We start from the raw sequence: 22,454 nt of genomic DNA, 5'->3' as shown, positions 1-22,454 counted from the left end.
TGCTCTATTGATAGCCGATCCCGCTGATGTAGTTGGCAAGCAGCCGTTCCTGCAGTTCCTCTTGTTTGAAGAGCGCCTTCATCGCATCACGGATATCGAGGACGCCTAGCGGTTTCGAGTCGGCCCCGAGCACCGGCACATTCTGAAGGCCTCGCGCGGCCATGGTCTGCCACACTGAATGAAGGTCGTCATCGGGACCACAGGACACGATGGACCTGCTCATCAAAGCCGCAATCGGCGCTTCTGTTGGCCCTGAATTCGCCAGATGGCGGACAAGGTCGGACTTGCTCAGCACGCCTGCCGCCTCCCCACTGCCGTGGCACACCACGACCAGGCCTATTGCGGGCCTGGAAAGTGAGAGTGCCGCACTGCGGAGTGGAGCGTCGAGATCGACCACCATGAGACGGGCCGATATTACTGGATGCAGACTGTCAATTCGCATGACGCCCTCCTGAGAGCGCCTCGCGGCCGCGGCCGCGGGGCTGGGATCGGTTCCAGTGTTGGTCGCCGAGCTCGGCGCCTTCGTCCGGCCGGTCAGAATGGCGCGCAAACAAGCGCCATTCTGACCCATTCCAAAGATTAGCTCAGTGCTGCTTTGCTCAGGCCAAACTTCGCATCGCCCGAGCCCGGGACGGGTTTGAAGCCGATATTCAGACGGTTCCAAGAGTTGACCGCCATGACAACGAAGGTCAGATCGGAGATTTCCTTCTCGGAAAGCTGCGACCTGACCCGATCGTAGATCTCGTCGGGGACACCCTGCTCGGGCAGCTTGGTCAAGACTTCCGTCCATGCCAAGGCTGCGCGCTCGCGAGGAACGAACAAGGTCGAATCCCGCCAGGCTGCCAGGTGGTAAAGGCGCAGTTCGCGCTCGCCATGGATCTTCGCCTGTTTAACGTGCATATCGAGGCAGAAGGTGCACCCGTTCAGCTGCGCGGCTCGGACTGCAACAAGGTCGCGGATTGGCTCTTCGATCGACCCCTCTCGCGTCGCACCAAGAAATTCAATAAATTTCTTCAGAAGTTCCGGCGACTGCTCCGCATAACTCGCGCGTTGGGCGACGGCTTTTCCTTTCGGAGCGACCGGTGGCGCTGCAATATTCATTACTTATCTCCTTGAGGTGTTTGCAATCCATTGCACCGTAAGGATGACCGGTGAGACGAACTGTTGCTATCGTGCCGATGATATGTATTGCCACTCGATTGGGTTGGGGCGCCTAAACCGAAGTATAGGAGGTGGAAATTGGCACCTGACCGCTGCCCTCGGCAATTCGCTTTGCCGCATGCATCCGACAGACGCACAGCGTTTGGGTCACTTGAAGGGCAAGGCTGAACCGACCGGTGTCGATAGAACCTGGATCGAAACTGCGGTCACTCTTCAAAGGGAGCGTTCATCACAAGATCAACTGCCGAAGTCGCCTTGTAGCCTGAAACAAAGCGCTCGCCGAAGTCCCGGGCAAAGTTGTCGTAGGTGGTTTCGGGCCTGATCTCGGCGATATGGCAAAAGCATCGCGTCATCCGCCGCTTCATCCCGAGGCGCGGAAATTCGCCAACGATCTTTGCAATCTCGGCTGACGAAACGAGGCTGTATTGCAAGCCGACGACATCGAGGCAGATGCCGGCTGTGCACAGCGCCACCTCAGCCTCCTTGTAGAGGCCAATCGACGGCGTCGAGTTGAGGGCGACGCTGTCCCAGATCAATTGGGCGCGCCGCTCGTCGAAGCCGCCCTCCCGAACGAAGGCGCGGGCGAGATCGGCGCCTTCCACTTCGAAACGGCGCGGCCCGGCGAAGTCCTCATTGAGCGTGACGTCATGCAACAGGGTTGCAACCGCAACAACCTCGGCGTCGTGCTGGATATTCTGAATCTGTCCGATCCGGGCCGCGAAAAGCCAGGATCGGACCACGTGGTTGAACAGGTAGGGTTCACATCGAGCGCGGGCATGTTCGATCGCTCGGCCAACAAGCGGAGTATGGGGGACCAAAATCCCCGCAAGTGTGCGGATGGCGATCGAATTCATGTCACTGACCGTCCCTTCGCGTACGCCCCGATGGTCCTGGGGGCTACGATTTCATTTCGCGTTCGTCGTCAGTTCCGTCTCGCTGGTGTCGACGACGAAAATAGCAAGCAGACGAGCGCCTTCCGTCTTGCTGGCGTTTTCGCTGACGGCATGACGGTCGCCAGGGAATTCCGAGAAACTCTCGCCGGCGCGATAAGTCTTCACCGGCCCGTCATTGACCTGGCTTCGGATCGCCCCCTGCAGGACCGTGGCATAGATGAACGCGGATTTGGGATGGGTATGAGCCGGCGACGTACCCCCAGGCGCGTACTCGACGAGCACGGCTTTCATGCTCTTGCCGGGCACGTTTGGCAGAGCCTGGTCGTAGACAAGCTTCACGCTGGCGGCGTCATTGGCCATTGCTGCGGTGACGGAAGCGGCGGTGAGCGCGGCGCAGAGAAGTGTTTTGATCATGTCTGGTCTCCTTGTTGTGCGAATGGCGGGCCTATCCGATGATTACTTACTTCGGTGGTGTGTATCGGCTGAGCCAATCATCGAAACGCACGGCGCCGATGCGCGCGTTCTCGCCGGGCACCAGCGTTCGATCGTCGATTGCCACTTGGCCGTAGTAGAGCGCGCCGGGATCCGGGACGACTTTGCGCGGGTCCTTGGTGGCCTTCAGGAAGCGCTCGACAAGTTCGCTCATGCGAACACGCTCCGGGCCGGCAATTTCGATCATGCCGTTCAACGGCGCGGCAAGCGCGACGTCCGCCATCGCATCGGCAACATTATCAGCCGCCATGGGTTGGAAGTAGGCCGGCGACATATGAATGGTATCCCCGACGGCGCCCGTGTTTGCGATGGCGGCGGTGAATTCGAAGAATTGAGTGGCGTGAACGATGGTGTAGGGAATTCCGGACTCCCTGATCAGCTTTTCCTGAAGCAACTTGCCGCGGAAATAGCCCATGCCCTGCAGCCGGTCGGTACCGACGACCGACAGCGCCACGTGATGACGGACGCCGGCGGCCGTTTCGGCGGCAAAAAGATTACGCCCGGATGCCGAGAAGAACTCCAGGGCAGCCTTTTCCTCGAACGACGGCGAGTTCGCGAGGTCGATGACGACCTGCGCACCGGCAAGCGCGGCCGCCAGACCCTCTCCCGTAACGGTGTTGACGCCCGAATTCGGCGACGCCGCAAGTACGTCGTGGCCTTTGTTTCGCAGTCTCTCCACGGTCTTTGAACCGATCAGCCCGGTTCCGCCGATGACGACGATCTTCATGTCTGGTCTCCTGGTGTTGCGTGTCTATTTTCGTTGCTCGATCGGATGCTGGGCGTTTCCGGCCTGCTACTGACTGACCGATGCAGCAGCATCCTCGATGAGTGACGTGACCTCGTCGGGATGCGAAACCATGAGCGCGTGGGACGCACCCTCGATGACGACGGTCTTTACCGCGTGCGCACGCTTGGCCATGAAGCTCATGACGGCTGCCGGGATGTTGCGGTCATCCGAGCCGTAGATCATGTAGGACGGCAGCGTCTTCCATGAGGCGACGTCCGAGGCTTCAGCCAGAGCCGCCTGCGCAACAGGGCGTTGAGTGGCAGCCATCAGCAAAGTCTGCTCTTGCGGAACGTCGGCGGCGAACTGCGCGCGGAACTTGGCCGGCTCGATGAAGAGGTCTTGTCCGCCGTCCGGCAACGCGACTGGAGCAAGCGCGCTCCCCAAGGTGCTACCGGGAAACATGCTGGACAACGTAAGGCTCGATTCGCCCGTATCGGGCGCGAAACCCGCCACGTAGACCAACGCCTTCACATTGGGATTGCCATTGGCGGCCTCGGTGATGACGGGCCCGCCATAGGAATGCCCCACCAGCACGACCGGCCCGGAAACCGACCGGACGATGGCTGAGACTGCTTTCGCATCGCTGGCAACGCCGCGGAGCGGATTAGCTGCGGCTATCGCCACATAACCGTCTTTGCTGAGCTTGGTGATGACTGCATCCCAGCTCGACGATTCCGCGAAGGCGCCGTGCACCAGTACGATCGTCGGCTTGGGCTGAGAATTCGCGGCCTGCGCCATCCCGCCGCCCGACGCGGCAAGCGCTGCGGTGAGGGCCAGGACTCGAGTTATGTTTCGCATTTGCTTTCTCCCGTGTCGCCTGTGGTGACCAATGCTCAGGAGAATGCGCCGACGCGGCCCGCCAACCTATTGTGCGGAAGGGTCTGTCATACAATGCCAAGGTGCAGGGTAGGTCACCGGGGAGATCAGGTGCCCTGCAGCAAATTGAGGTATCTATGCCGGGTGTGCATTGTCGGCGGTCGCCGGAACAGACACTGAGGGCGCGCCGCAAAGCCTCCTCTCGTCAACGACATAGTCCCTGGCCTTCGGCCTGAATCGCCCAATGCCTTCGTATGGATCAAACAGCCGGACCGTCTGATCGTGTCGCTGCGTCACGACATTTATATTTGTATGGGTGAATACCATCCAAGCCATCAATGGAGTTACTGAAATGAAAATGACAGTCCTTGCTGTCGCCGTGCTTGTTATTACAGCAGGAAGCGCCACTGCCGGAAGCGACCACTATGGATCAAACGGATCCCAGCAGCCTGCGACTGCGTCTTACAACATGTATACATCCTCGATCAAAAAAATGAACAATGATATCGGGGTGCCGAAAACCGTACGCAAGCCGACTGTTCCCAACGATGAATATGGCCAGGGCATCTGGGGTCACTGATCCCGACCTACAGAAAATTGAAGGACCGGGGCGAGACCTCGGTCCTTCCGCCGTATCGGCGAGCCGACTTCTCTCTTGCGCGTCGATCCCTGCAATGCGACTTGCTGCTTACGTGGCTCAATTTGCGCCACGTCGACAAAACGTCTCGCCTCCGACCTATTTGGCGCGACTCGTGCGGCAGCTTCCCGGAAAATCGTCTTGAGGATGACCGATTGCTCAGCCATTTATTCGGAAGTCTATTGGCGCGACGACATCGCAGTCGTGGCTCAGAGCACTGCCATCCCGCCGTCGACCCGCAGATTGATGCCCGTTACGAAACTGCTCGCGTCCGAGGCAAGGAACAGGGCGGCTTTTGCCAGCTCTTCCGGCTGCCCCATCCGGCCCAGGGGTATTGCCTCTGCCATCGCCTTTTCAAACAGCCCGCGCTGCTCAAACGGTATGCCTAGCTTATCGAGAATAGCCGTATCCACCGGACCTGGGCTGAGCACGTTGACCCGGATGCCGCGAGACTTCAGTTCGATCGCCCAAGCGCGCGCAAAGGCATTTATGGCCGCCTTCGAGCCCGCGTAAACAGCATGACCGTCCAGAACCTTCTCGCTGGCCAGCGAGCCTGTGAGGATGATTGCGCCGCCATTCCGCATGATCGGAATCAGCTTCTGGACGCCGAAGAAGACGCCTCGCGTATTGACGGCAAATTGCGCATCATATTCCGCCTCGGAGACGTCGGCCGAGTGCGTGATGGTGTTTATGCCGGCGTTCGCCATATAGATGTCGAGCGCCCCGAACCTCTGACGGATCTGTTGCGCTACCTCGTCATGGTGCGACACCTCGGCCACATTTCCCTGAATGCCCAGCGCGCCTGCCCCGATCTGTGCGACCGCTTCCTCGACCGCCTGCCGCCGGCGGCCGGTAATGACGACTTGCGCGCCCTCGGCCGCAAAGATTTTTGCAGCCGATAGTCCGATCCCGCTGTTCCCGCCGGTGACCACCGCGATCTTGCCCGAGAGTACGCCCATTTCGTTCCTGCCTTCGAAAAATAGCGCCGGTGCTGCTGCGATAGTCGCAACTGCTGGCCAAGAAAATTTCACGCCTAATTGAGACCGCCAAAATGAGCGGCAATCGCAAACGGCTAGCGATTGATAAACTCCCGGTGCTTAGCCAGTTTGACGTCTTGGAGAGCGCTTTGGCCATCAAGGCAGAACAAGCGCGCGGCGGCGACCCCCGACAGCGCGACGTAGTGTCGAACGCCGGCGATCGCCTCCGGGCTGCACAGGCGCAGTTGCCCGAGTGGCAGCCGTGGCGCAGCATATGTTTCGCGCCCCTGCCAGCGCTCCAGCTCGATGGCGCAGTGGTTCGGTTCCACAATCCGGGACATGAGCCGACAGAAGCTATCCTTTGATGAAGGCGAGCAGGTCAGCATTGACCTGATCTTGGTGCGTGGCCGTGATCCCGTGGGGCGCGCCGGGGTAATAGATATCCTTTGCGCCTTTGATCAATCGGGCCGACTTGACTGCCGAGTCCTTGACGGGGACGATCTGGTCGTCTTCGCCATGCAGGACGAGGGTTGGCACGTCGAATTTCTTGAGGTCCTCGGTAAAATCGGTCTCGGAGAACGCCTTGACGCTTTCGTACGCGTTCACGAGACCCGCCTGCATACTCCAGAGCCAGAACTGATCCAGAGTCCCCTGGGAAACCTTGGCGCCTGGCCTGTTCGCGCCATAAAACAACGGTGCGAGGTCCCGGTAGTACTGCGACCGATCCTTGACGAGGCCAGCCCTTATGCCGTCGAATACCTCGATCGGCAGGCCTTCCGGATTGGCCGGCGTCTTCACCATGATCGGCGGAACAGCGGCGATAAGAACAGCCTTGGCCACCCGCTTCGTCCCGTGCCGTCCGATATAGCGAGCAACCTCGCCTCCTCCGGTCGAATGGCCGACCAGCGTGGCGTTCCGGAGATCCAGCGCCTCAATCACGGCTGCAAGATCATCCGCATAGCCGTTCATGTCGTTGCCGGACGTGGCCTGGCTCGATCGGCCATGGCCGCGCCGGTCATGCGCAACGACGCGAAAGCCGTTATGGGCAAGAAAGAGCATCTGGCCGTCCCAGGCGTCGGAATTCAGCGGCCAGCCGTGCGAAAACGTGACGACAGGACCCTTGCCCCAATCCTTGTAGTAGATTTCGGTGCCATCCTTGGTCGTGATGGTGCTCATCGTCTTGGTTCCTTTGATTGAGGGGGAAGAGGGAAGGTTTCGTTTTCGGCTCGTTGCCGAAGCAGCGCGGGGCAGTCCGGCGGCGACCGTAGAGATCAGGCCTGCCAACAAGACATCGCGGCGAGATCCGCCGACGGAGAAAAGTCCGTCTTTGTTCATCATGTCCATCCATGTGCTTTGAACATCCTGCTCACCATCACGACCGTCGAGTCGGCCTGAGCGGTCGCGTTCGGGGAGGAGCGAGCGAGGAGCGGTAGAAACGCGACGGTCGTGATGGCTTGCGAGGAACAGGATGCACCGATCCGGGCCGCGAACCTACTCTACGGAGGCATCTGTCATACGATGCCAAGGTGCAGGGCAGGCACGCCGAAGATAGGGCCGGGCTAAGGCAAGCTCTTATAGACACACGTCAATTAGGCTTGGGTAGCGGCGCGGGGACCGACGCGGCATGCCGGCGTCAGTTGCTGTTGCATGAAATGTTGCGAGTTTGTCGGTCAGGCTGGCGCTGCCAAAGAGCGCCGCTCAGTAGTAACCGATGTTTGGCGCGGGCCTTGCCGCGAAACACCAAACAGAACCACCGATGTACATCAGGATCACCCGCAGCAGCACGAGCGTATCAACAGGCAGGAAGGCTTGGGCGCGCTGAGAAAGCACCTGAAATGGCCCGGCGCGCCGGGCGATCCTATTGGATGGGGCATGGATCGGCTTGTGCCAAATTCTAGACCTCGCGCATCGGCGCGGGCAGCGTTTCCCACGCCCGGATCAGCTCACCGATAGAAGCGGCTTCCATCTTGCGCATGACATTGCCGCGGTGAAGCTTGACCGTCACTTCACTGATGCCGAGGTCGAAGGCGATCTGCTTGTTGAGGCGCCCGCGCGCCACTTCACGCAGGACCTCGCGCTCGCGCGGCGTCAGCGTCTCGACGCGCTCGATGTTGCGCTTGACGATCACGGCATCCGCCCGCCGCTTGGCATCCACCGCAATGCCGGCGATCACAGCGTCAAGCAGCGTCTGATCCCGCACCGGTTTGGTGAGAAAGTCCACGGCGCCGGCCTTCATCGCCTGGACAGTCATCGGGATGTCGCCATGCCCGGTCAGGAAGATGATGGGTTTGGGGTTGCCGTTTTTCGCAAGATGGTGCTGCAGATCGAGACCGCTCGTCCCTGGCATGCGCACGTCGAGGATCAAGCAGCCGGGGCTCTCCAACACGTCGGCGTCAAGCAATTCACGGGTTGAGGTAAAGCACACCGGCAGGAAACCCGCCGACAGGATCAATTCAGACAGCGCCTCCCGAACAGAGGCATCATCATCGACAATAATGACCAGCGGCTGCTCGGCTTCAGCCCTTCGCTGCTGTGATGACGGCGTCGATCTCGGTAAGGGCAATTGGTCAACTCTCATGTTTAGCCTCCGTTTCTGGGTTGCGCAAAGCGTCGCCGATCGCCGCAAGCAGTGCCTGGCCATCGAACGGCTTGCGGAAAAGCCTGCCAATGCCCTTGGCGCGGTGCTGATCCACTATCTCGTGGCGGCCTGTGATCAGGAACACAGGCAGATCCGGACGCGCCTTCTTGACCAAGTCGCGAAGTTCAAAGCCGTCCATGCCGGGCATCCCGATGTCGGTGATAAGCATGTCCAATCCAGACAGGCCGCTGACCAGTAACGACCCTGCCGACGAGAAGCTGCGGGCCACATAGCCGGCGGACTCCAGAAGGTCCTCCAGCGACTCGAGCAGTCTTGGGTCATCGTCGACAATCGCCACGACAGGCCTCCGCTTGCTCACCCTCAGTTCCCCCCTGCCCGGCGCGAGTGCGTGATCGGTATTCCCAATCGCTCGGCGATGCGAACGAGGTCGGCGAGCGACGCCGCGACCATCTTCTGCATGACGTTCCTTCTATGAATTTCCAGCGTAACTTCGCTGATCCCCAGTTCAGCGGCGGCCTGCTTGTTGAGCAGGCCGCTGACCACCAGCGGCAGCACCTCACGTTCGCGCGGCGTCAGCTCGAGATAACGTTGCTTCAACACGCCCAGCTCGGCGCGCTCCGATCGCTGTACCCGATCCTGGGCAATCGCCGCATGGATTGCGGCCATGAGGTCTGCATCGCTGAAGGGCTTAGTCAGGAAATCCACGGCGCCGTGCTTGATCGCACGCACCGAGGACGGGATATCGCCATGTCCCGTCAGGAAAACGATCGGCGGATGATCGCCCTCGGCAATCTGCCGCTGCAGATCGAGGCCGTTAATATCCGGCAACTCGATATCGAGGATGAGGCAGGCAGGGACGTCCGGCTTGTCAGCGCGGATATAATCGCCCGCCGATCCGAACGCTACGGCACACATGCCGTGTGCAGCCAGCAGCTCACTGAGCGCCTCCCGGATGCGTTCATCGTCATCTACGATGAAGACAATTTGGCCGTCCGTCGTCATGACGCCGCTTTCGCTTCAATCGGCAACGTGAAGATAAACGTCGCTCCACGTGGTTCGTTCTTCTCGACCCATAAACGCCCGCTGTGCGACTCGATGATCGAACGGCAGATCGCTAGTCCCATGCCCATCCCTTGCTCTTTCGTGGTAAAGAACGGTTCGAATATCCGGTCGGGAAACTCGATGCCCCGGCCGCGATCTCTGACTTCGGTCTGGACAACATCCCCGATACGGCGCACGCGGATGCTGATAACTCCGTCATCCGCACCAGAGTCCATCGCGTCCATGCCGTTGCGGATGAGATTGACCAGAACCTGCTGGATTTGGACGCGATCGAACGCGACTAGCGGACTGTCGCTTCCGACATCAACGCTGGTGCGAACGCCCCGCCGCATCGCTTCCTCGGCCACGAGGTCGCGTGCCTCTGTGATGACACTGCTGAGCGTCGCATTGGTCCTCGTCTCGGTGGATTGCTTGAACAGCGCGCGGATGCGGCCGACGACGTCCGCCGCCGAATTGGCGTCCCGGATTATGCGCTCGGCCGTAATCTTCGCGCGTTCGACGTTCGGAGGGGCGGCGGACAGCCAACGGTGGCATGCATGGGAATTGGCGACGATCGCGGCCAGCGGCTGATTCACCTCGTGCGCGATCGAAGCGGAAAGCTCGGCGAGACTTGCAGCCTGAGTGGCTTGCGCGAGTTTGTCGGAGGCTTGTCGCAGCGCTTCCTGGGCGCGCACCTCTTCGTCGATGTCGAGGGAAACCCCGTACCATTGCACAACCGCCCCGTCTTCATCACGCCGCGGCTCCACCCTGCACTCCGCCCAGCGATAGCCATCTGTTTCGCGCCAGCGAAACCGCATCGCGGAACCGCCGCCTGTTTCGAAACAGCTCAGCAACGTGCGCAGCACCTCGGGAGCATCTTCGGGATGAACCAGTTCTTGCAGCAATTCCTCGATGCGCGGCTCTCCGAGTGTTTCGAAATTGGCGATGACGGCGCGGAAATGGTCCTGGTATCGCTTGTTGAAATAGACCGGCCCGCCGGTCGGCACCGCGCTCCAAATGCGGACCGGCACAGCGTCGATCATCTGCTGAAGCTGCAATTCGCTCCGCCGCAGGGCCTCTTCGGCTTGCATCTGATCGTCTATGTCGTGACAGAGGCCGTACCACTGCGCGATCAGGCCAGCGTGATCGCGCATCGGCTCCGCCCGGCTCGACATCCAGTGATAGATGCCATCGGCGCGGCGCAAGCGATACCTCATGGAGAAGCGCTCACCGGTGGCGAGGCAGTGACTGAGCGTATCGCCGAATGCTGCTGCGTCGTCCGGATGGACGATGGCCGCTATCATCGCCGCCAGCCGGCTGATGCCCTGTTTGTCCAAATCCGTTACGTCAAGGCCGAGAAAGTCGACCATTCGCTTGTTGAAAAAGGTCGGCTCGCCGTCCGGCGTCAGGCGCCAAACGTGGCTCGGAACCATGTCGACAAGCTGCGAGAGCTCCCGCTCCCGGTCGCGCAATGCCTCCTGCGCGCGCACCTCATCGTCGATGTCGATGCTGGCCGTGTACCATTGCACGATCGTCCCACTCTGGTTCCGCAGCGGCTCGGCGCGGCCCTCCCTCCAGCGGTACACGCCGTCCGCGCGACGCAGGCGATACCTTATGGGATAGGGTTCGCCGGTGGCGAGCGAGCGGCTGAGCCATTCTCTCATCCTGGGTCCATCGTCGGGATGGACGGCTGCCGCGACCACGGTCGCCAGGCGGCTCGTGCCCGGCTCGTCCCAGTCCGCGATGTTGTTGAGGCCGATATAGTCTGTCGTGCGCTTGCTGAAGAAGGTTGGTTCGCCGTTGGGCGCCATGCGGGCGATGTGAGCGGGGATCATTTCGACCAGCAACGAGAGTTCTCGCTCCCGCTCCCGCAAGGTCTCCACGCTTTGGCGCAAAGTGAGCACCGCCGCCTGATGCTGCCTGGAAATGGCGGCCACGACGAGCGCCGAAAATGCAGAGATGGCCAGAAAAAGCTGCAGCATGATCTGGTTGTGCTTCTGGGACTCAGGATCGCCGGCAAATTGGCTGGCGCCGGATATCGTGAATACCGCCGTGATCAGAGCGAGGACGGTCAATGCTACGGCGGCGCCTCTGAACTCAAAACGCACCGCGGCCCAAAGAAGAGGCGGCATGATGATGTAGGCGAAGGGCAGATAGCCGCTCAAGGAAAGGGCGGCGATACCAAGAAAGATCAGCCCCAGGACGCAAGCTTCCATCCATCGCGCCGCCGAGAGCTGCGCTTTTCCGCGCCAGTTCTGGAACACGACCAGCGCCAGTGGCGCTACGATCAGGACTCCCGTCGCGTCTCCGATCCACCACAGCGGCCAAGCCGTCACAAAGGTTTGCGATTGTATGCCAAACCAAGCAAGCGCCGCACTTCCCACCGTTGCGCTTGCAACTGGCGCAATTCCAGCGGCCAGTACGACGAATGCGAGAACGTCCCGCAACGTTTCCAGCCGAACTGGGCGCTGGCAGGTCTGGTTCACAAGCCATGCGCCGGCCACCGCTTCAAGAGCGTTGCCGGCAAAGATCAGGAAGGCCGCGGGCAGCGGAGTGTGGAACCACAAGAAGTTGCTGAACAGTTCTGCCACACAGGCCCCCAGCACCCACCACGGCCAGCTATACCTGGAGGCGAAGACAAGAGTAGCGATGAAAAGCCCGCTCGGAGGCCAAATGGAAATCCCTGTTCCAGGTATGATTGCGAGCGACTGGGCGAAGCCGCAGCCCAGGACATAGGCCGTAATAAAAAGCCCCAGATGCAGGAATTGGGGACGGTGCGACCAGACGCGCGACAACCTGCCTCTTCCAAGATCGCTGATCATGTTGCCGCGAATCAGGCCCGGTTCATTCGTCGCGAAAGGTCGGCCACTTCCCGGTCCGGATCGGTTCAAGTCATGCGCTAACGCGAGCGTTGCGCTGGAATCGGTCTCGCCAAGTGAGTTGGGCGCTATCGTCATCGGGTGCCCCTAACGGACAAACAAACTCTGGAGATTGTCGGCGCTTCGTGTAGCACTTGCTCTTGATAGCTGGACTGGGCTGACGGACTCACGTCGCCACCCTAATCCCGCCACGCCCCAACCGCACCTCATGGAAATCCATGCATTGCACGGGGCGGCGGCGCCCCTTCACCGAGAGCCGAAAAACCAAGCGCTTACTGAGCGCCGCCAGTTATTGCGCAGCTTTCGCTTCAACCGGGAGGGTGAAGATGAATATCGCCCCACGCGGCACGCTATTCTCCGCCCAAAGGCGTCCGCCGTGAGACTCGATGATCGAACGGGAGATCGCGAGCCCCATGCCCATTCCGTTCCCTTTCGTTGTAAAGAACGGCTCGAATATCTTGTTGGGACGTTCGATACCCGGGCCTCGGTCGCTGACCTCGGTCTGGATCGTGTCCTCTATCCGGCGCACGCGCATTCCGAGAACCTTGTCGCCCGCCGTGGTGTCCATCGCCTCCATGCCGTTGCGAATGAGGTTGACCAGGACCTGCTGGATCTGGACGCGATCGAACGCAACCAGCGGAAGGTCGCTTTCGACGTCGATGTCCATGCGAACGCGACGCCGCATGGCTTCCTCGGCCATAAGGTCACGTGCTTCGGCAACGACGCTGGGGATCGGCGTGCTGGTTCTCATTTCAAGCGAAGGTCTGAACAAGGCACGGATGCGGCTGACGACATCCGCCGCCGAGTTGGCATCGCGGATGATACGCTCGGCCGTGATCTTCGCGCGCTCGACGTTCGGGGGCTCGGCGGACAGCCAACGGTGGCATGCGTTGGAGTTGGCGACGATGGCGGCCAGCGGCTGGTTCACCTCATGAGCGATGGATGCGGAGAGTTCGGCAAGGCTCGCCGCCTGGCTCGCACGCGCAAGTCTCTCTTGTGCCAGCCGAAGCTCCTCTTGTGTCCGCACCTCATTTTCGATGTCGAGGCAGATAACGTTCCACTGCACTATGGCGCCTTCAGCGTTGCGCATCGGCGCGGCGCGCGTCTCGACCCAGCGATATTCACCATCGAAGCGCCGCAGACGGTGCCGTCGCGCATACGGCTCGCCTGTGGACAGACAATCGGCATATCTCTCTTTGACACCTGTCAGGTCGTCGGGATGAACACCGGCGTCGAGTGTGCCAGCCAGCCGGGACTTTCCCGCTTCGTCCAATTCCTCAAGATTGTATCCGAGGAATTCGCGGAGCTGCTGGCTGCGATATATCGGTTCGCCATCCGGCGCGGCGCAATCGATCATTGCCGGCAGCGTTTCAACGAGCTGCCAGAGAGTCCGTTCTCTCTCGCGCAGCGCCTCTTCGACGCGCAGCTGATCGTCGATGTCGTGCGTAAGGCCGTACCATTGGACGATGCGTCCACCCTGGTCCCGCAGCGGCTCCGCGCGGCCCTCCATCCAACGATAAACGCCATCGGCACGGCGCAGGCGATACTTCATGAAGAAGCGCTCGCCGGTGGCAAAGCAGCTGTCGAGTGCTTCCTTCAGGCTGGCTGCATCGTCGGGATGGACGACGGTGGCAATGAAGGCCGCCAGCAGGCTCGTGTCCGGCTTTTCCGCGTCCGCTATGTCCAGGCCGAGAAAATCTATCAGGCGCTTGTTGAAAAAGGTCGACTCACCGTTGGGAGATAGCCGCCAGAGGTAGCTCGGAACCATGTTGACGAGTTGCGAGAGCTCTCGTTCCCGGTCGTGCAACGCGGCTTGCGTGGTCACCAGGTCATGGATGTCGACGCTCACGCCGTACCATTGGAGAATGCTGCCATCTTCGTCGCGCAGCGGCTCGGCGCGAGTCTCGGTCCAGCGATAGCCGCCGTCGGCCCGCCTCTGGCGATATCTCTGAACGTAAGGCACGCCCGTTGCGAATGAATGGCGGATCGCCTGTCGTGCGGTGTCGATATCGTCTGGATGGATCACGCTCAGCGACGGCGAGCCGTCCGGGGCGGTGATGTCGCGGAGCGTGGCCCCGGTTACATCGGTGAACCGTTTGTTGACGTAGGAAGGCGTCCCTTCCCGTGTCGTACTCCAGATCAAAGCGGGCACGGTGTCGATCAGCTGCTGAAGGCGCCGCTCACTTTTGCGCAACGCCGCCTGCGCGCGCACCTCATCGTCGATGTCGAGAGAAACCCCGTACCACTGCACGACCGTTCCATCGTCATCGCGTCGCGGCTCGACCCTGCACTCAGCCCAGCGATAGGTGCCGTCTTTTTCGCGCCAGCGAAACCGCATCGCGGAGCCGCCGCCAGTTTCGAAACACCTCAGCAACGTGCGCTGCACCTCGGGCGCATCTTCGGGATGAATCACCTCGTGCAGCAACGTTTCGATTCCCGGCTCGCCGAGCGCGTCAAAGTTCGCGATAACGGAGCGGAAATGGTCCTGGTATCGCTTGTTGAAGTAGACCGGCCCGCCGGTCGGCATCACACTCCAGATGCGGACCGGCACGGCGTCGATCATGTGCTGAAGTTGCTGCTCGCTCTGCCGCAACGCCGCTTCGGCGTGCATCTGATCGTCTATGTCGTGACAGAGGCCGTACCACTGGACGATGCGGCCAGCGCCATCGCGCATCGGCTCCGCCCGGCTCGACATCCAGCGATAGACGCCATCGGCACGGCGCAGGCGATAGCGCATGGCGAAGCTCGCACCGGTAGCGAAGCAACCACGAAGTGCATCGCCGAATGCTGCTGCGTCGTCCGGATGAACGGCGGCCTGTATCATCGCCGCCAGCCGGCTCATGCCCGGTCGGTCCAGATCCGCTACATCGAGGCCGAGAAAGTCGACCATGCGCCCATTGAAGAAGATCGGCTCGCCATCGGGATCGAGCCGCCAGATATGACTCGGGACCATATCCACGAGCTGCGAGAGTTCCCGCTCCCGGTCGCGCAATGCTGACTCGGCCCGCTTCTGGTCCTCGATGTCTATTGTCGTGCCGTACCATTGAACGATGCGCCCCTGGCTATCGCGAAATGGTCGTCCTGAGCTTCGAAACCAGCGATAGACGCCATCGGCGCGCCGCAGGCGATGCTCGGTATCATAGGGATCGCCGGTTTCGAGGCAATGCCGCCATCTGGCGGCTACGGGATCATAATCGTCGGGATGGACGGCTCGACGCCAGCCGAAATCATCGTCGTCTTCGGAAGTGTTGAGATCCTCATGCATGTTGCCGAGGAACGCCAGCGTGTTTGGGCTGACATAGGTGAATCTTCCGGCGGCATCGGCTGCCCACGCGTGGCCGGGCATGCTCTCGATGATTTGCAGCGCAAGCGTTGCTTCGGGGTCGATTTCGCCAAGTGAGTTGGACGCTGCTGTCATTGGCTTCTCCTGTCGGACAAAAAAGCCTGGGGACGGTCAGCGCTTGATATAGCACTTGTTTTCAATATCTGGACAGGCGAACTCACCGCCTAAATCTAGTTCCGCCATGCCTCGGCTGCATCTCATGGAAATCCATGCATTGCGCGGAGATATCGCCGCTACGGGGCCCTACGATGGGCCTCGCGCGAGGAGCGGCGCGGATCGATGCATCAACACCTACCACTGGGAATACGAGCCGAACAGGTAAGACACTCGGCTGCCTCTTCGTCGGCTGCAGAGTGAAACCGGAAAAACCTCTGCATTCGTCATCCCTGTCTCGTCCGGTTAACACGGCTCATGAGATAATCTGGAAGCCTCTCCCGACCAACACATCTGCTCCAAAGTATAGGGCGTGGACGCGGTTTTAGTTCTGCGGAGCGGCTTGGCGGCCGAGCAATTGTTTGGCGACAATGAGACAGGGCGCAGCGACCGCGAACAGCAGGACGAGCGCGAAGAAAGCTTCGTCGAACGAGATCGTGGCGACCTGCTTCTCAAGCGCGCGCTGCAGCAGCGGCAGGGCGGTCTTTGTCGCCGCAGTGCTGTCGACACTGTTCGCCAGAGCGTTCGCAGTTGCTCTCAAGCGCTGGTCTACGGCTGGATCGCCATTGACGAGGTGGGACGCCAGTATCGTCCGGTTGTGGACATTCTGGTGATCAATATACGTTTGCAAGAGGGCTGTGCCGGTCAGACCGCCCACCTGCTTGCCGAAGTTGAACAGCCCGATGCCAAACGGCAACGCATTAGGGGCAAGGCCCTGCAGCGTAACCAGCGTCAGTGCCACGAACAGAAGGCCGAGGCCGAATCCTCGCAGCAGCAGAGCAAGGGTCAGGTCCGGTGATCCGCTACCGCTCGTCGAAGCGGACAGCAGCCACATGGCACCTGCGAAGAGCAGAATGCCAAATGGCGCAAGCGCGATCGGGCGCATCCCGGTTCTTTGGATGACGAAGCCGGACAACAGAAGTCCAAGCGCCAGCATGGCTCCGCTGGGCAGCAGAAGCACTCCTGCGCCCGTCGCGGTAAAATCGAGCACGTTGAGGGCAAAAGCCGGAATAAGATAGGCGCTGCCTGAAAGGGCAGAGCCGGCGACGAAGCTGACGAGAAGGCCAAAGCGAAAGTCCGGATTGCCAAGGGGCGAGATGGCCAGCAGTGAGCCTTCTGAACGAAAGCGGGTCTCCCAGACGGCCAGGAGGCCGGCAGCCGTCATACCGGTTGCGGCAAGGAAGGTGATGTCGGTGTCGTCGAACCAGTTGAACCTGCTGCCTTGCAGCAGGACGTAAGTCAAAAGCGCGGCGCTGATGCCGAGCAACAATATCCTGACGGCAGGAAACCTGGTTTTCCGCCAAAAGGTCCGATCGCCGTCCGCCGCCAACAGGACAAGGGAGACGATGCCGAGCGGAATGATGCTCAGGAATATCCACTCCCAGGTCAGATGGTCGACAAGCCAGCCCTGCAGGGCTGGCGTGACGGTCGTCGGAGCCATGACGGCGCCTACGGCAAAAACCGCCTGAACGACCGGCTGATGCCGGTGCGGGAACCGAAAGAACAGCAGTGTCTGGCCGGCGACGAGAACTGTGCCGCCAGCCAGCCCTTGGACAATGCGGCAGATGCAAATCCAGGTGAGGTCCACTGACAACGTCAAGGCCGCGGATGCCAGCAGAAGGGCGACAACCGCCGCGCGCAGGCAGGCGGTCGGCCTGGCTGCCGTCACAAGTAGCGGAGCGACAAGGAACGCCGTCAGCTTGGCCGCGATGAAAACAACGTCGATCATCGCCAGTTCGTCCAACGTTGCGTAGGTGTCGCCGAGCATGTCGATCCGGCCGATGGACAGTGCAGTGGATGCGACCGCGTCCATGAAGGCGGCCAGCACGACGCCGGTTGCTATCAAGCAAGCGCGCAATGTACCGGGATGGCGCTGCACAGCCGCCGTTTCGGCGAGGTGCATCATTGTGCTGAGCGCCCGTCCGCAATCCCGCCTGTCTGCATTTCCTGTGCTACAGCCGGAGCATCCCTGGTGCCGACGGTGATGGCAACACGAGCCGAGAGTCCCGGAACCAGGCGGCCGGGCAACGGATTGCGCGTCATCCTGATCTTGACCGGCACACGTTGGACGACGCGGATGAAGTTTCCGGTGGCGTTGTCCGGCGGCAGCAGGCTGAATGCCGCGCCGCTACCGGGAGCGAAGCTGTCGACAAGGCCGTCGATTTGCAGATCTGGATATTCATCAACCATGACGCGAACCCGTTGGCCGATCTCAACCTGCTTCAGCTGTGTTTCCTTGAAGTTGGCAACGATCCAGACATCGTTAACCGGAACGATGTCCAAGGCTGCTGTCCCTGGGGTGACATAGCGGCCGACACGGATCTGGCGATTACCGACGATGCCGCCGACCGGGGCCCTCACGACGGTGTTGGCCAGGTCGAGCATTGCCAGGTCGAGCGCTGCCTGTGCCTGGGACAGGGCTGCCTGCGCACCGGACAACTGTGCATCCAGGACACCGAGCTTCAATTTTTGAGCCAGCAGATTGGCCTCTGCACCGTCCAGCGATGCCTTTGCCTTGTCATGGCCGGCCTGCGCATCCTGCAGCTTCTGATCGCTTGCGGTCCCGTTCTTCTGCAGCGTGACGTAGCGGTTCAGGTTGGCGCGGGCGAATTGCAGGTCGGCTGCGGCAGATTGCTTCTGCGCCTCAGCCTGCTCGATCAATGCGTCCTGCAGTTCACGGGTCGCCTTGATGTTGGCGATTTCCGCCTGCCGGGCGGCGACGTTGGCTTTCGCCTGCTCGGCCTTGGCCTTGTAGTCGCTGTCGTCGATGCGAAACAGGACAGCACCCTTTGACACACTGGCATTGTCGTCTATGTCGACTTCGACGACGTAACCGGCGAGCTTCGGCGCGATGCTGGTAATGTCTCCGCGGAGATAGGCGTTATCGGTCGTTTCCTCGAACCGGCCCCGCGTGAACCATTGCCAGCTCCAAATAGCTGCCATTGGAATCACCATAAGGGCGACGATGGCGATTGCGATCTTGCGGGCTCGGCTCATGATTGCCTCGACACCCGGTCGATGCGCTCGCTATCGAAGGAGGTATCCGCCTCCCGAAGAGCGAGATGTTCGGCAAGGCTGCAAACGCACGGTGCGCAGTACAGGTTCACGAGAACGTCTCCGTCGAGCTGCGGCTCTGCAGCAAAGCAGAACTGCAGAACGATCGCGGATTTCACGCCTCGCCGCTATCACGCGGACGAACATCCCATCTGCCCTGATCGGTAGTTCGTACTGAACCTCAGCACAGGTCGTATTGTCGGTCAGCCGGATTCAGGCGCGCGAACATGCCGGCGCGGATCTCCGTAGTGCCGAAGACCGCCCACGAGAAATCCACTTTGAAGCGTTTCCGGATCATCCTGTGGCAGCAATGATCGCAGAGAGCGCCCTCGCGGCGCGCGCGCCATGCTGGAAACTCTGCATGTTTGCCGAGGGCAGCCGCTACCAGGAGCAACTCTGCGCTGTCGGCGGCGACGGAAAGATCGAATGTCTGGTTCCCGGACCAGGCCGTTTCTGGCCGACCCAGCTTGGCCCTGCGCCAGTCCCCCAGTTGATCGTCAGTCCGCGCAATCCGCCTGGACCACGCCTGCTGGAGATTCCCGTCGACCCCCGGCTGCTCGAGGCAGGCGACCATAGCGGTTCGACTATTTCGAGCACGCCCGCTTCACCGCTGCGGTGCGCGAACAAGGCAAAGTGGAAGTGACCTTGCAAGACGGCTGGTGGGCCGTCGTCATGGGTCTCGGCGCCCAGAGATCGGCCAGCGAAGGCCGCGCCATCGAGGTCGCCGATGAATTCGCGTTGCCGACCTAAGGCCGACCACGCATTCACCAGACCATTGGGTCAGATGCGCCGACCGGTTGCTGCGTCGAACAGATGCGCACATGCGCGGTCGATCTCGATCCCCACCCCTTCGCCCTGCCTGAGCGCAAGCCTTTCTCGGAAAAGGCAGGAAATTTCTTCACCGGAGCAGTCGACCCTGGCGAAGATTTCCGAGCCTGTCGCCTCGAGAAGCGTGATCGTACCCGGCACGCCTTGCCCCGTCGCCCGGATATGTTCCGGTCGAATGCCGTAGACGAGTTCGCGTCCTGCGGCATCCGCGGGCTGGGCGCCTTCCGGCAACGGCAGGACCAACCCGCCGGCGCTGCGGAACACGCCCTCCTCGATGCGGCCGGCAATGAAGTTCATGGCGGGCGAGCCGATGAAACCGGCAACGAAGAGGTTGGCCGGATGGTCGTAGAGGTCCAGCGGCGCGCCGATCTGCTCGACCAGGCCGTCATGCAGCACGACGATCTTGTCGGCCATCGTCATGGCCTCGATCTGGTCGTGCGTGACATAGATCGTCGTGGTACCCAGCCGCTGGTGCAGGGCCTTGATCTCGCCGCGCATCTGGACGCGCAACTTGGCGTCGAGGTTGGAGAGCGGCTCGTCGAACAGAAAGACCTGCGGGTCACGTACGATCGCGCGGCCCATGGCGACGCGCTGACGCTGGCCGCCCGAAAGCTGGCGCGGATAGCGGTCAAGCAGCTTTTCCAGGCCGAGGATGCCGGCTGCCTTCCGGACCCGGCCAGCGGTGTCGGCCGGGTCGGCTTTCTTGATCTTGAGGGCAAAGCCCATGTTGTCGGCAACGGTCATATGCGGATAGAGCGCATAATTCTGGAACACCATGGCGATGTTCCGGTCCCGCGCGCGCAGATTGTTGACCATGCGTTCGCCGATGGCGATCTTCCCGCCGGAGATCGTCTCAAGGCCTGCGATCATGCGCAGCAGCGTCGATTTTCCGCATCCCGACGGGCCGACCAGGATGACGAATTCGCCGTCGGCGATGTCGACGCTGACGTCGTGAATGATCTTGGTGGCCCCGAAGGCCTTCTGCACGTTGTTGATCGTTACCGATGCCATTGGATCTTTCCTGGAAAAAGAGTGATGTCCGGGCGCGCGCTCAACCGCCCTTGACGGCGCCGGCGGTCAGCCCCGCCACGATCTGCCTTTGCGCGAACATGGTCAGGATCAGCACTGGCAACGTCACCACCAGCGCCGCCGCGGCGAGCGGCCCCCAGCTGACCTGCTCGTAGGACAACATGTTGTAGACGGCGACCGGCAGTGTGCGCGTCTCACGGCTGGCGAGCACGACGCCGAAGACGAAATTGTTCCACGAGAAGATCACGGACAGGATGAAGGCGACGACGATGCCTGGCTTGGCGATGGGCAGGGCAACCAGCCGGAAAACCTGCCAGGAGCTGGCGCCGTCGATGTTGGCCGCCTCCTCCAGTTCCATCGGCGTGGTCTCGAAATAGCCGATCATCACCCACACCACGATCGGCACCGTCACCACCAGATGGATGATGATCTGCGGCCACAGCGTGCCGAGTATCCCGATCCATTGGAACAGCAGAAACAGCGGGATGAGATAGGATAGCCCAGGTGTCATTCGGGCGATCATGATGACGACCGCCGATCGTTCAGCCTTGAGCCGTGCGATGCCATAGCCGGCCGGTACGCCGATCAGCAGCGCCAGCAAGGTCGCCGTGCCGGTCACCAGCACCGAATTCCAGAGATAGAGCAGGAAATTGTTCTCCTCGAACACCTTTACATAGTTCGACCAGGCGAAGCGTTCGGGGATCAGGATCGGCGGATAGGCACCGTTGTCGATCTCGAATTTCAGCGACAGCGAGATCATCCAGAGGAAGAACAGGATCGCCGGGGAGACGAAAACCAGGGCAGCGAAAAACAGACCAATCTGGTTGAGCAGCCGTGAACTCATCTATTTGCCCTCCGTATCGATCCACTGCGAGCGTTGGCGCAGCATCAGCAGGACAAACGACAGGGCCACGATGACAATGAAGAACACCACGGCCATGGCCGAGCCGTAGCCGATATCGTAGTAGGAGAAGGCGGTGTTGTAGAGATAGATGTTGATGGTCTCCGACGCCGTTCCCGGCCCGCCCTGGGTCATCGCGTAGATGATGTCGAAGCTCTTCAGCGCATCGATGGTGCGAATGATGACCGCGATCATCAGGAACGGCGCGATCATCGGCAGAGTGAGATAGCGGAATTGCTGCCAGGCATTGGCGCCATCGATCTCGGCGCTTTCGAAGGGCTCGCGCGGCACCGAGGCCAGCCCGCCAAGCACGATCAGCATGACCAGCGGCGTCCACTGCCAGGTCTCGACCGCAACCAGCGACGGGATGACCGTGTTGGCGTTGAATATCCATTCCTGAGCCGGGATGCCGACCAGCGACAGCAGGTAGTTGAGCACGCCAAGCTGAGGATGGAACATCATTGTCCAAACCAGTGCGACGGCAACGGGTGTCGCCATCATCGGCATGACGAAGACGCCGCGCAGCAAGCCGCGCAGCGGAAACCTGGCATCGAAGATCAGGGCGGCCAGAGTGCCCAGCAGCATCGGCGCTGCAACCGAGAGGAAGGTGTAGGTCAACGTATGAACAAGGGATTCCCAGAAACGTGGGTCGCTGGCCAGGCGGAGATAGTTTTCCATCCCGGCAAAGCTCCGCGACTGGCCGAGCGTCCAGCGATTGACGCTCATCCACAGGGTGAAAGCCCAGGGGAAAACGATGACGGCGCCGACGACGACGAGTGCGGGGACAACGAAAGGCCAGTAGTTGGGAGCCAGCCGGATCGTCTGGCTCCCGTCGATAACCGGCATCGTCACCCCGGTCTGTTC

21 protein-coding genes are annotated in these 22,454 nt (G+C 61.1%); 1 reads left to right on the top strand and 20 read right to left on the bottom strand.

The features are described from left to right. Window positions 1-4: 4 nt before the first annotated feature. The 6 genes from NKH04_RS07050 to NKH04_RS07025 form a co-directional block, all read right to left on the bottom strand. Window positions 5-442, bottom strand: a complete 438-nt coding sequence (locus NKH04_RS07050; RefSeq protein WP_353044135.1) for a CBS domain-containing protein — start codon at window positions 440-442, stop codon at window positions 5-7. 137 nt (window positions 443-579) lie between these two features. After that, the gene (locus NKH04_RS07045; protein WP_352449835.1) at window positions 580-1,101 is read right to left on the bottom strand and encodes a carboxymuconolactone decarboxylase family protein; all 522 of its coding nucleotides are present in this window, start codon (window positions 1,099-1,101) and stop codon (window positions 580-582) included. 266 nt (window positions 1,102-1,367) lie between these two features. After that, window positions 1,368-2,015: an HD domain-containing protein gene (locus NKH04_RS07040; RefSeq protein ID WP_352470609.1), complete on the bottom strand. Its 648-nt coding sequence runs from the start codon at window positions 2,013-2,015 to the stop codon at window positions 1,368-1,370. Between the two features lie 51 nt (window positions 2,016-2,066). Continuing rightward, entirely contained in the window at window positions 2,067-2,468 is a 402-nt protein-coding gene (locus tag NKH04_RS07035; RefSeq protein ID WP_352470610.1) for a cupin domain-containing protein, read from the bottom strand. Between the two features lie 46 nt (window positions 2,469-2,514). Beyond that, window positions 2,515-3,273, bottom strand: a complete 759-nt coding sequence (locus tag NKH04_RS07030) for an SDR family oxidoreductase (protein ID WP_352470611.1) — start codon at window positions 3,271-3,273, stop codon at window positions 2,515-2,517. Window positions 3,274-3,339: 66 nt separating this feature from the next. Then, a complete protein-coding gene (locus NKH04_RS07025) occupies window positions 3,340-4,131 on the bottom strand; it encodes an alpha/beta fold hydrolase (protein WP_353021063.1) in 792 nt (263 codons plus the stop codon). A 370-nt stretch (window positions 4,132-4,501) separates the two neighbouring features. On the opposite strand from NKH04_RS07025, the gene NKH04_RS07020 reads away from it, so the two are divergent. Beyond that, the gene (locus NKH04_RS07020; RefSeq protein ID WP_352612459.1) at window positions 4,502-4,729 is read left to right on the top strand and encodes a DUF680 domain-containing protein; all 228 of its coding nucleotides are present in this window, start codon (window positions 4,502-4,504) and stop codon (window positions 4,727-4,729) included. 266 nt (window positions 4,730-4,995) lie between these two features. Here the strand turns inward: NKH04_RS07020 and NKH04_RS07015 are convergent, their stop codons facing one another. The 14 genes from NKH04_RS07015 to NKH04_RS06950 all read right to left on the bottom strand — a co-directional run bounded on the left by NKH04_RS07015 (window position 4,996) and on the right by NKH04_RS06950 (window position 22,436). Beyond that, on the bottom strand, window positions 4,996-5,745 hold the full coding sequence (locus NKH04_RS07015; RefSeq protein WP_352993803.1) for a glucose 1-dehydrogenase: 750 nt from the start codon (window positions 5,743-5,745) through the stop codon (window positions 4,996-4,998). 113 nt (window positions 5,746-5,858) lie between these two features. After that, complete coding sequence (locus NKH04_RS07010; RefSeq protein ID WP_352470615.1) at window positions 5,859-6,104, bottom strand: hypothetical protein; 246 nt, start codon at window positions 6,102-6,104, stop codon at window positions 5,859-5,861. Between the two features lie 13 nt (window positions 6,105-6,117). Further along, window positions 6,118-7,101 (bottom strand): alpha/beta fold hydrolase, encoded by a 984-nt coding sequence (locus tag NKH04_RS07005; protein ID WP_502913376.1) that lies wholly within the window; start codon window positions 7,099-7,101, stop codon window positions 6,118-6,120. A gap of 556 nt (window positions 7,102-7,657) precedes the next feature. Further along, window positions 7,658-8,341, bottom strand: coding sequence for a response regulator transcription factor (locus NKH04_RS07000; RefSeq protein ID WP_031211078.1), 684 nt, complete (start codon window positions 8,339-8,341; stop codon window positions 7,658-7,660). Continuing rightward, entirely contained in the window at window positions 8,331-8,720 is a 390-nt protein-coding gene (locus tag NKH04_RS06995; protein ID WP_352470617.1) for a response regulator, read from the bottom strand. Before NKH04_RS06995 ends, NKH04_RS07000 begins: the two co-directional genes overlap by 11 nt. Before the next feature lie 2 nt (window positions 8,721-8,722). Next, the gene (locus tag NKH04_RS06990; RefSeq protein WP_352470618.1) at window positions 8,723-9,364 is read right to left on the bottom strand and encodes a response regulator transcription factor; all 642 of its coding nucleotides are present in this window, start codon (window positions 9,362-9,364) and stop codon (window positions 8,723-8,725) included. Then, window positions 9,361-12,198, bottom strand: coding sequence for a sensor histidine kinase (locus tag NKH04_RS06985; protein ID WP_353044181.1), 2,838 nt, complete (start codon window positions 12,196-12,198; stop codon window positions 9,361-9,363). Before NKH04_RS06985 ends, NKH04_RS06990 begins: the two co-directional genes overlap by 4 nt. Before the next feature lie 373 nt (window positions 12,199-12,571). After that, window positions 12,572-15,700 (bottom strand): PAS domain-containing protein, encoded by a 3,129-nt coding sequence (locus NKH04_RS06980; RefSeq protein ID WP_353044133.1) that lies wholly within the window; start codon window positions 15,698-15,700, stop codon window positions 12,572-12,574. A 403-nt stretch (window positions 15,701-16,103) separates the two neighbouring features. Further along, window positions 16,104-17,684 (bottom strand): MFS transporter, encoded by a 1,581-nt coding sequence (locus tag NKH04_RS06975; protein WP_353044132.1) that lies wholly within the window; start codon window positions 17,682-17,684, stop codon window positions 16,104-16,106. Continuing rightward, window positions 17,681-18,775, bottom strand: a complete 1,095-nt coding sequence (locus tag NKH04_RS06970; protein ID WP_353044131.1) for an HlyD family secretion protein — start codon at window positions 18,773-18,775, stop codon at window positions 17,681-17,683. The genes NKH04_RS06975 and NKH04_RS06970 overlap by 4 nt, the downstream gene beginning before the upstream one ends. 238 nt (window positions 18,776-19,013) lie before the next feature. Next, window positions 19,014-19,406: a hypothetical protein gene (locus tag NKH04_RS06965; RefSeq protein ID WP_353044130.1), complete on the bottom strand. Its 393-nt coding sequence runs from the start codon at window positions 19,404-19,406 to the stop codon at window positions 19,014-19,016. Window positions 19,407-19,612: 206 nt separating this feature from the next. Further along, entirely contained in the window at window positions 19,613-20,671 is a 1,059-nt protein-coding gene (locus tag NKH04_RS06960) for an ABC transporter ATP-binding protein (protein WP_352470623.1), read from the bottom strand. A gap of 40 nt (window positions 20,672-20,711) precedes the next feature. Beyond that, on the bottom strand, window positions 20,712-21,533 hold the full coding sequence (locus NKH04_RS06955) for a carbohydrate ABC transporter permease (protein WP_023674179.1): 822 nt from the start codon (window positions 21,531-21,533) through the stop codon (window positions 20,712-20,714). Further along, entirely contained in the window at window positions 21,534-22,436 is a 903-nt protein-coding gene (locus NKH04_RS06950; protein ID WP_245274609.1) for a carbohydrate ABC transporter permease, read from the bottom strand. Window positions 22,437-22,454 lie beyond the last annotated feature (18 nt).

Source organism: Mesorhizobium sp. M1365 (assembly GCF_040317865.1).
In the GTDB taxonomy this organism is placed as follows: domain Bacteria; phylum Pseudomonadota; class Alphaproteobacteria; order Rhizobiales; family Rhizobiaceae; genus Mesorhizobium.
Note: the sequence above shows the minus strand (reverse complement) of the source record. Positions and strands in the feature narration are given on the sequence as shown.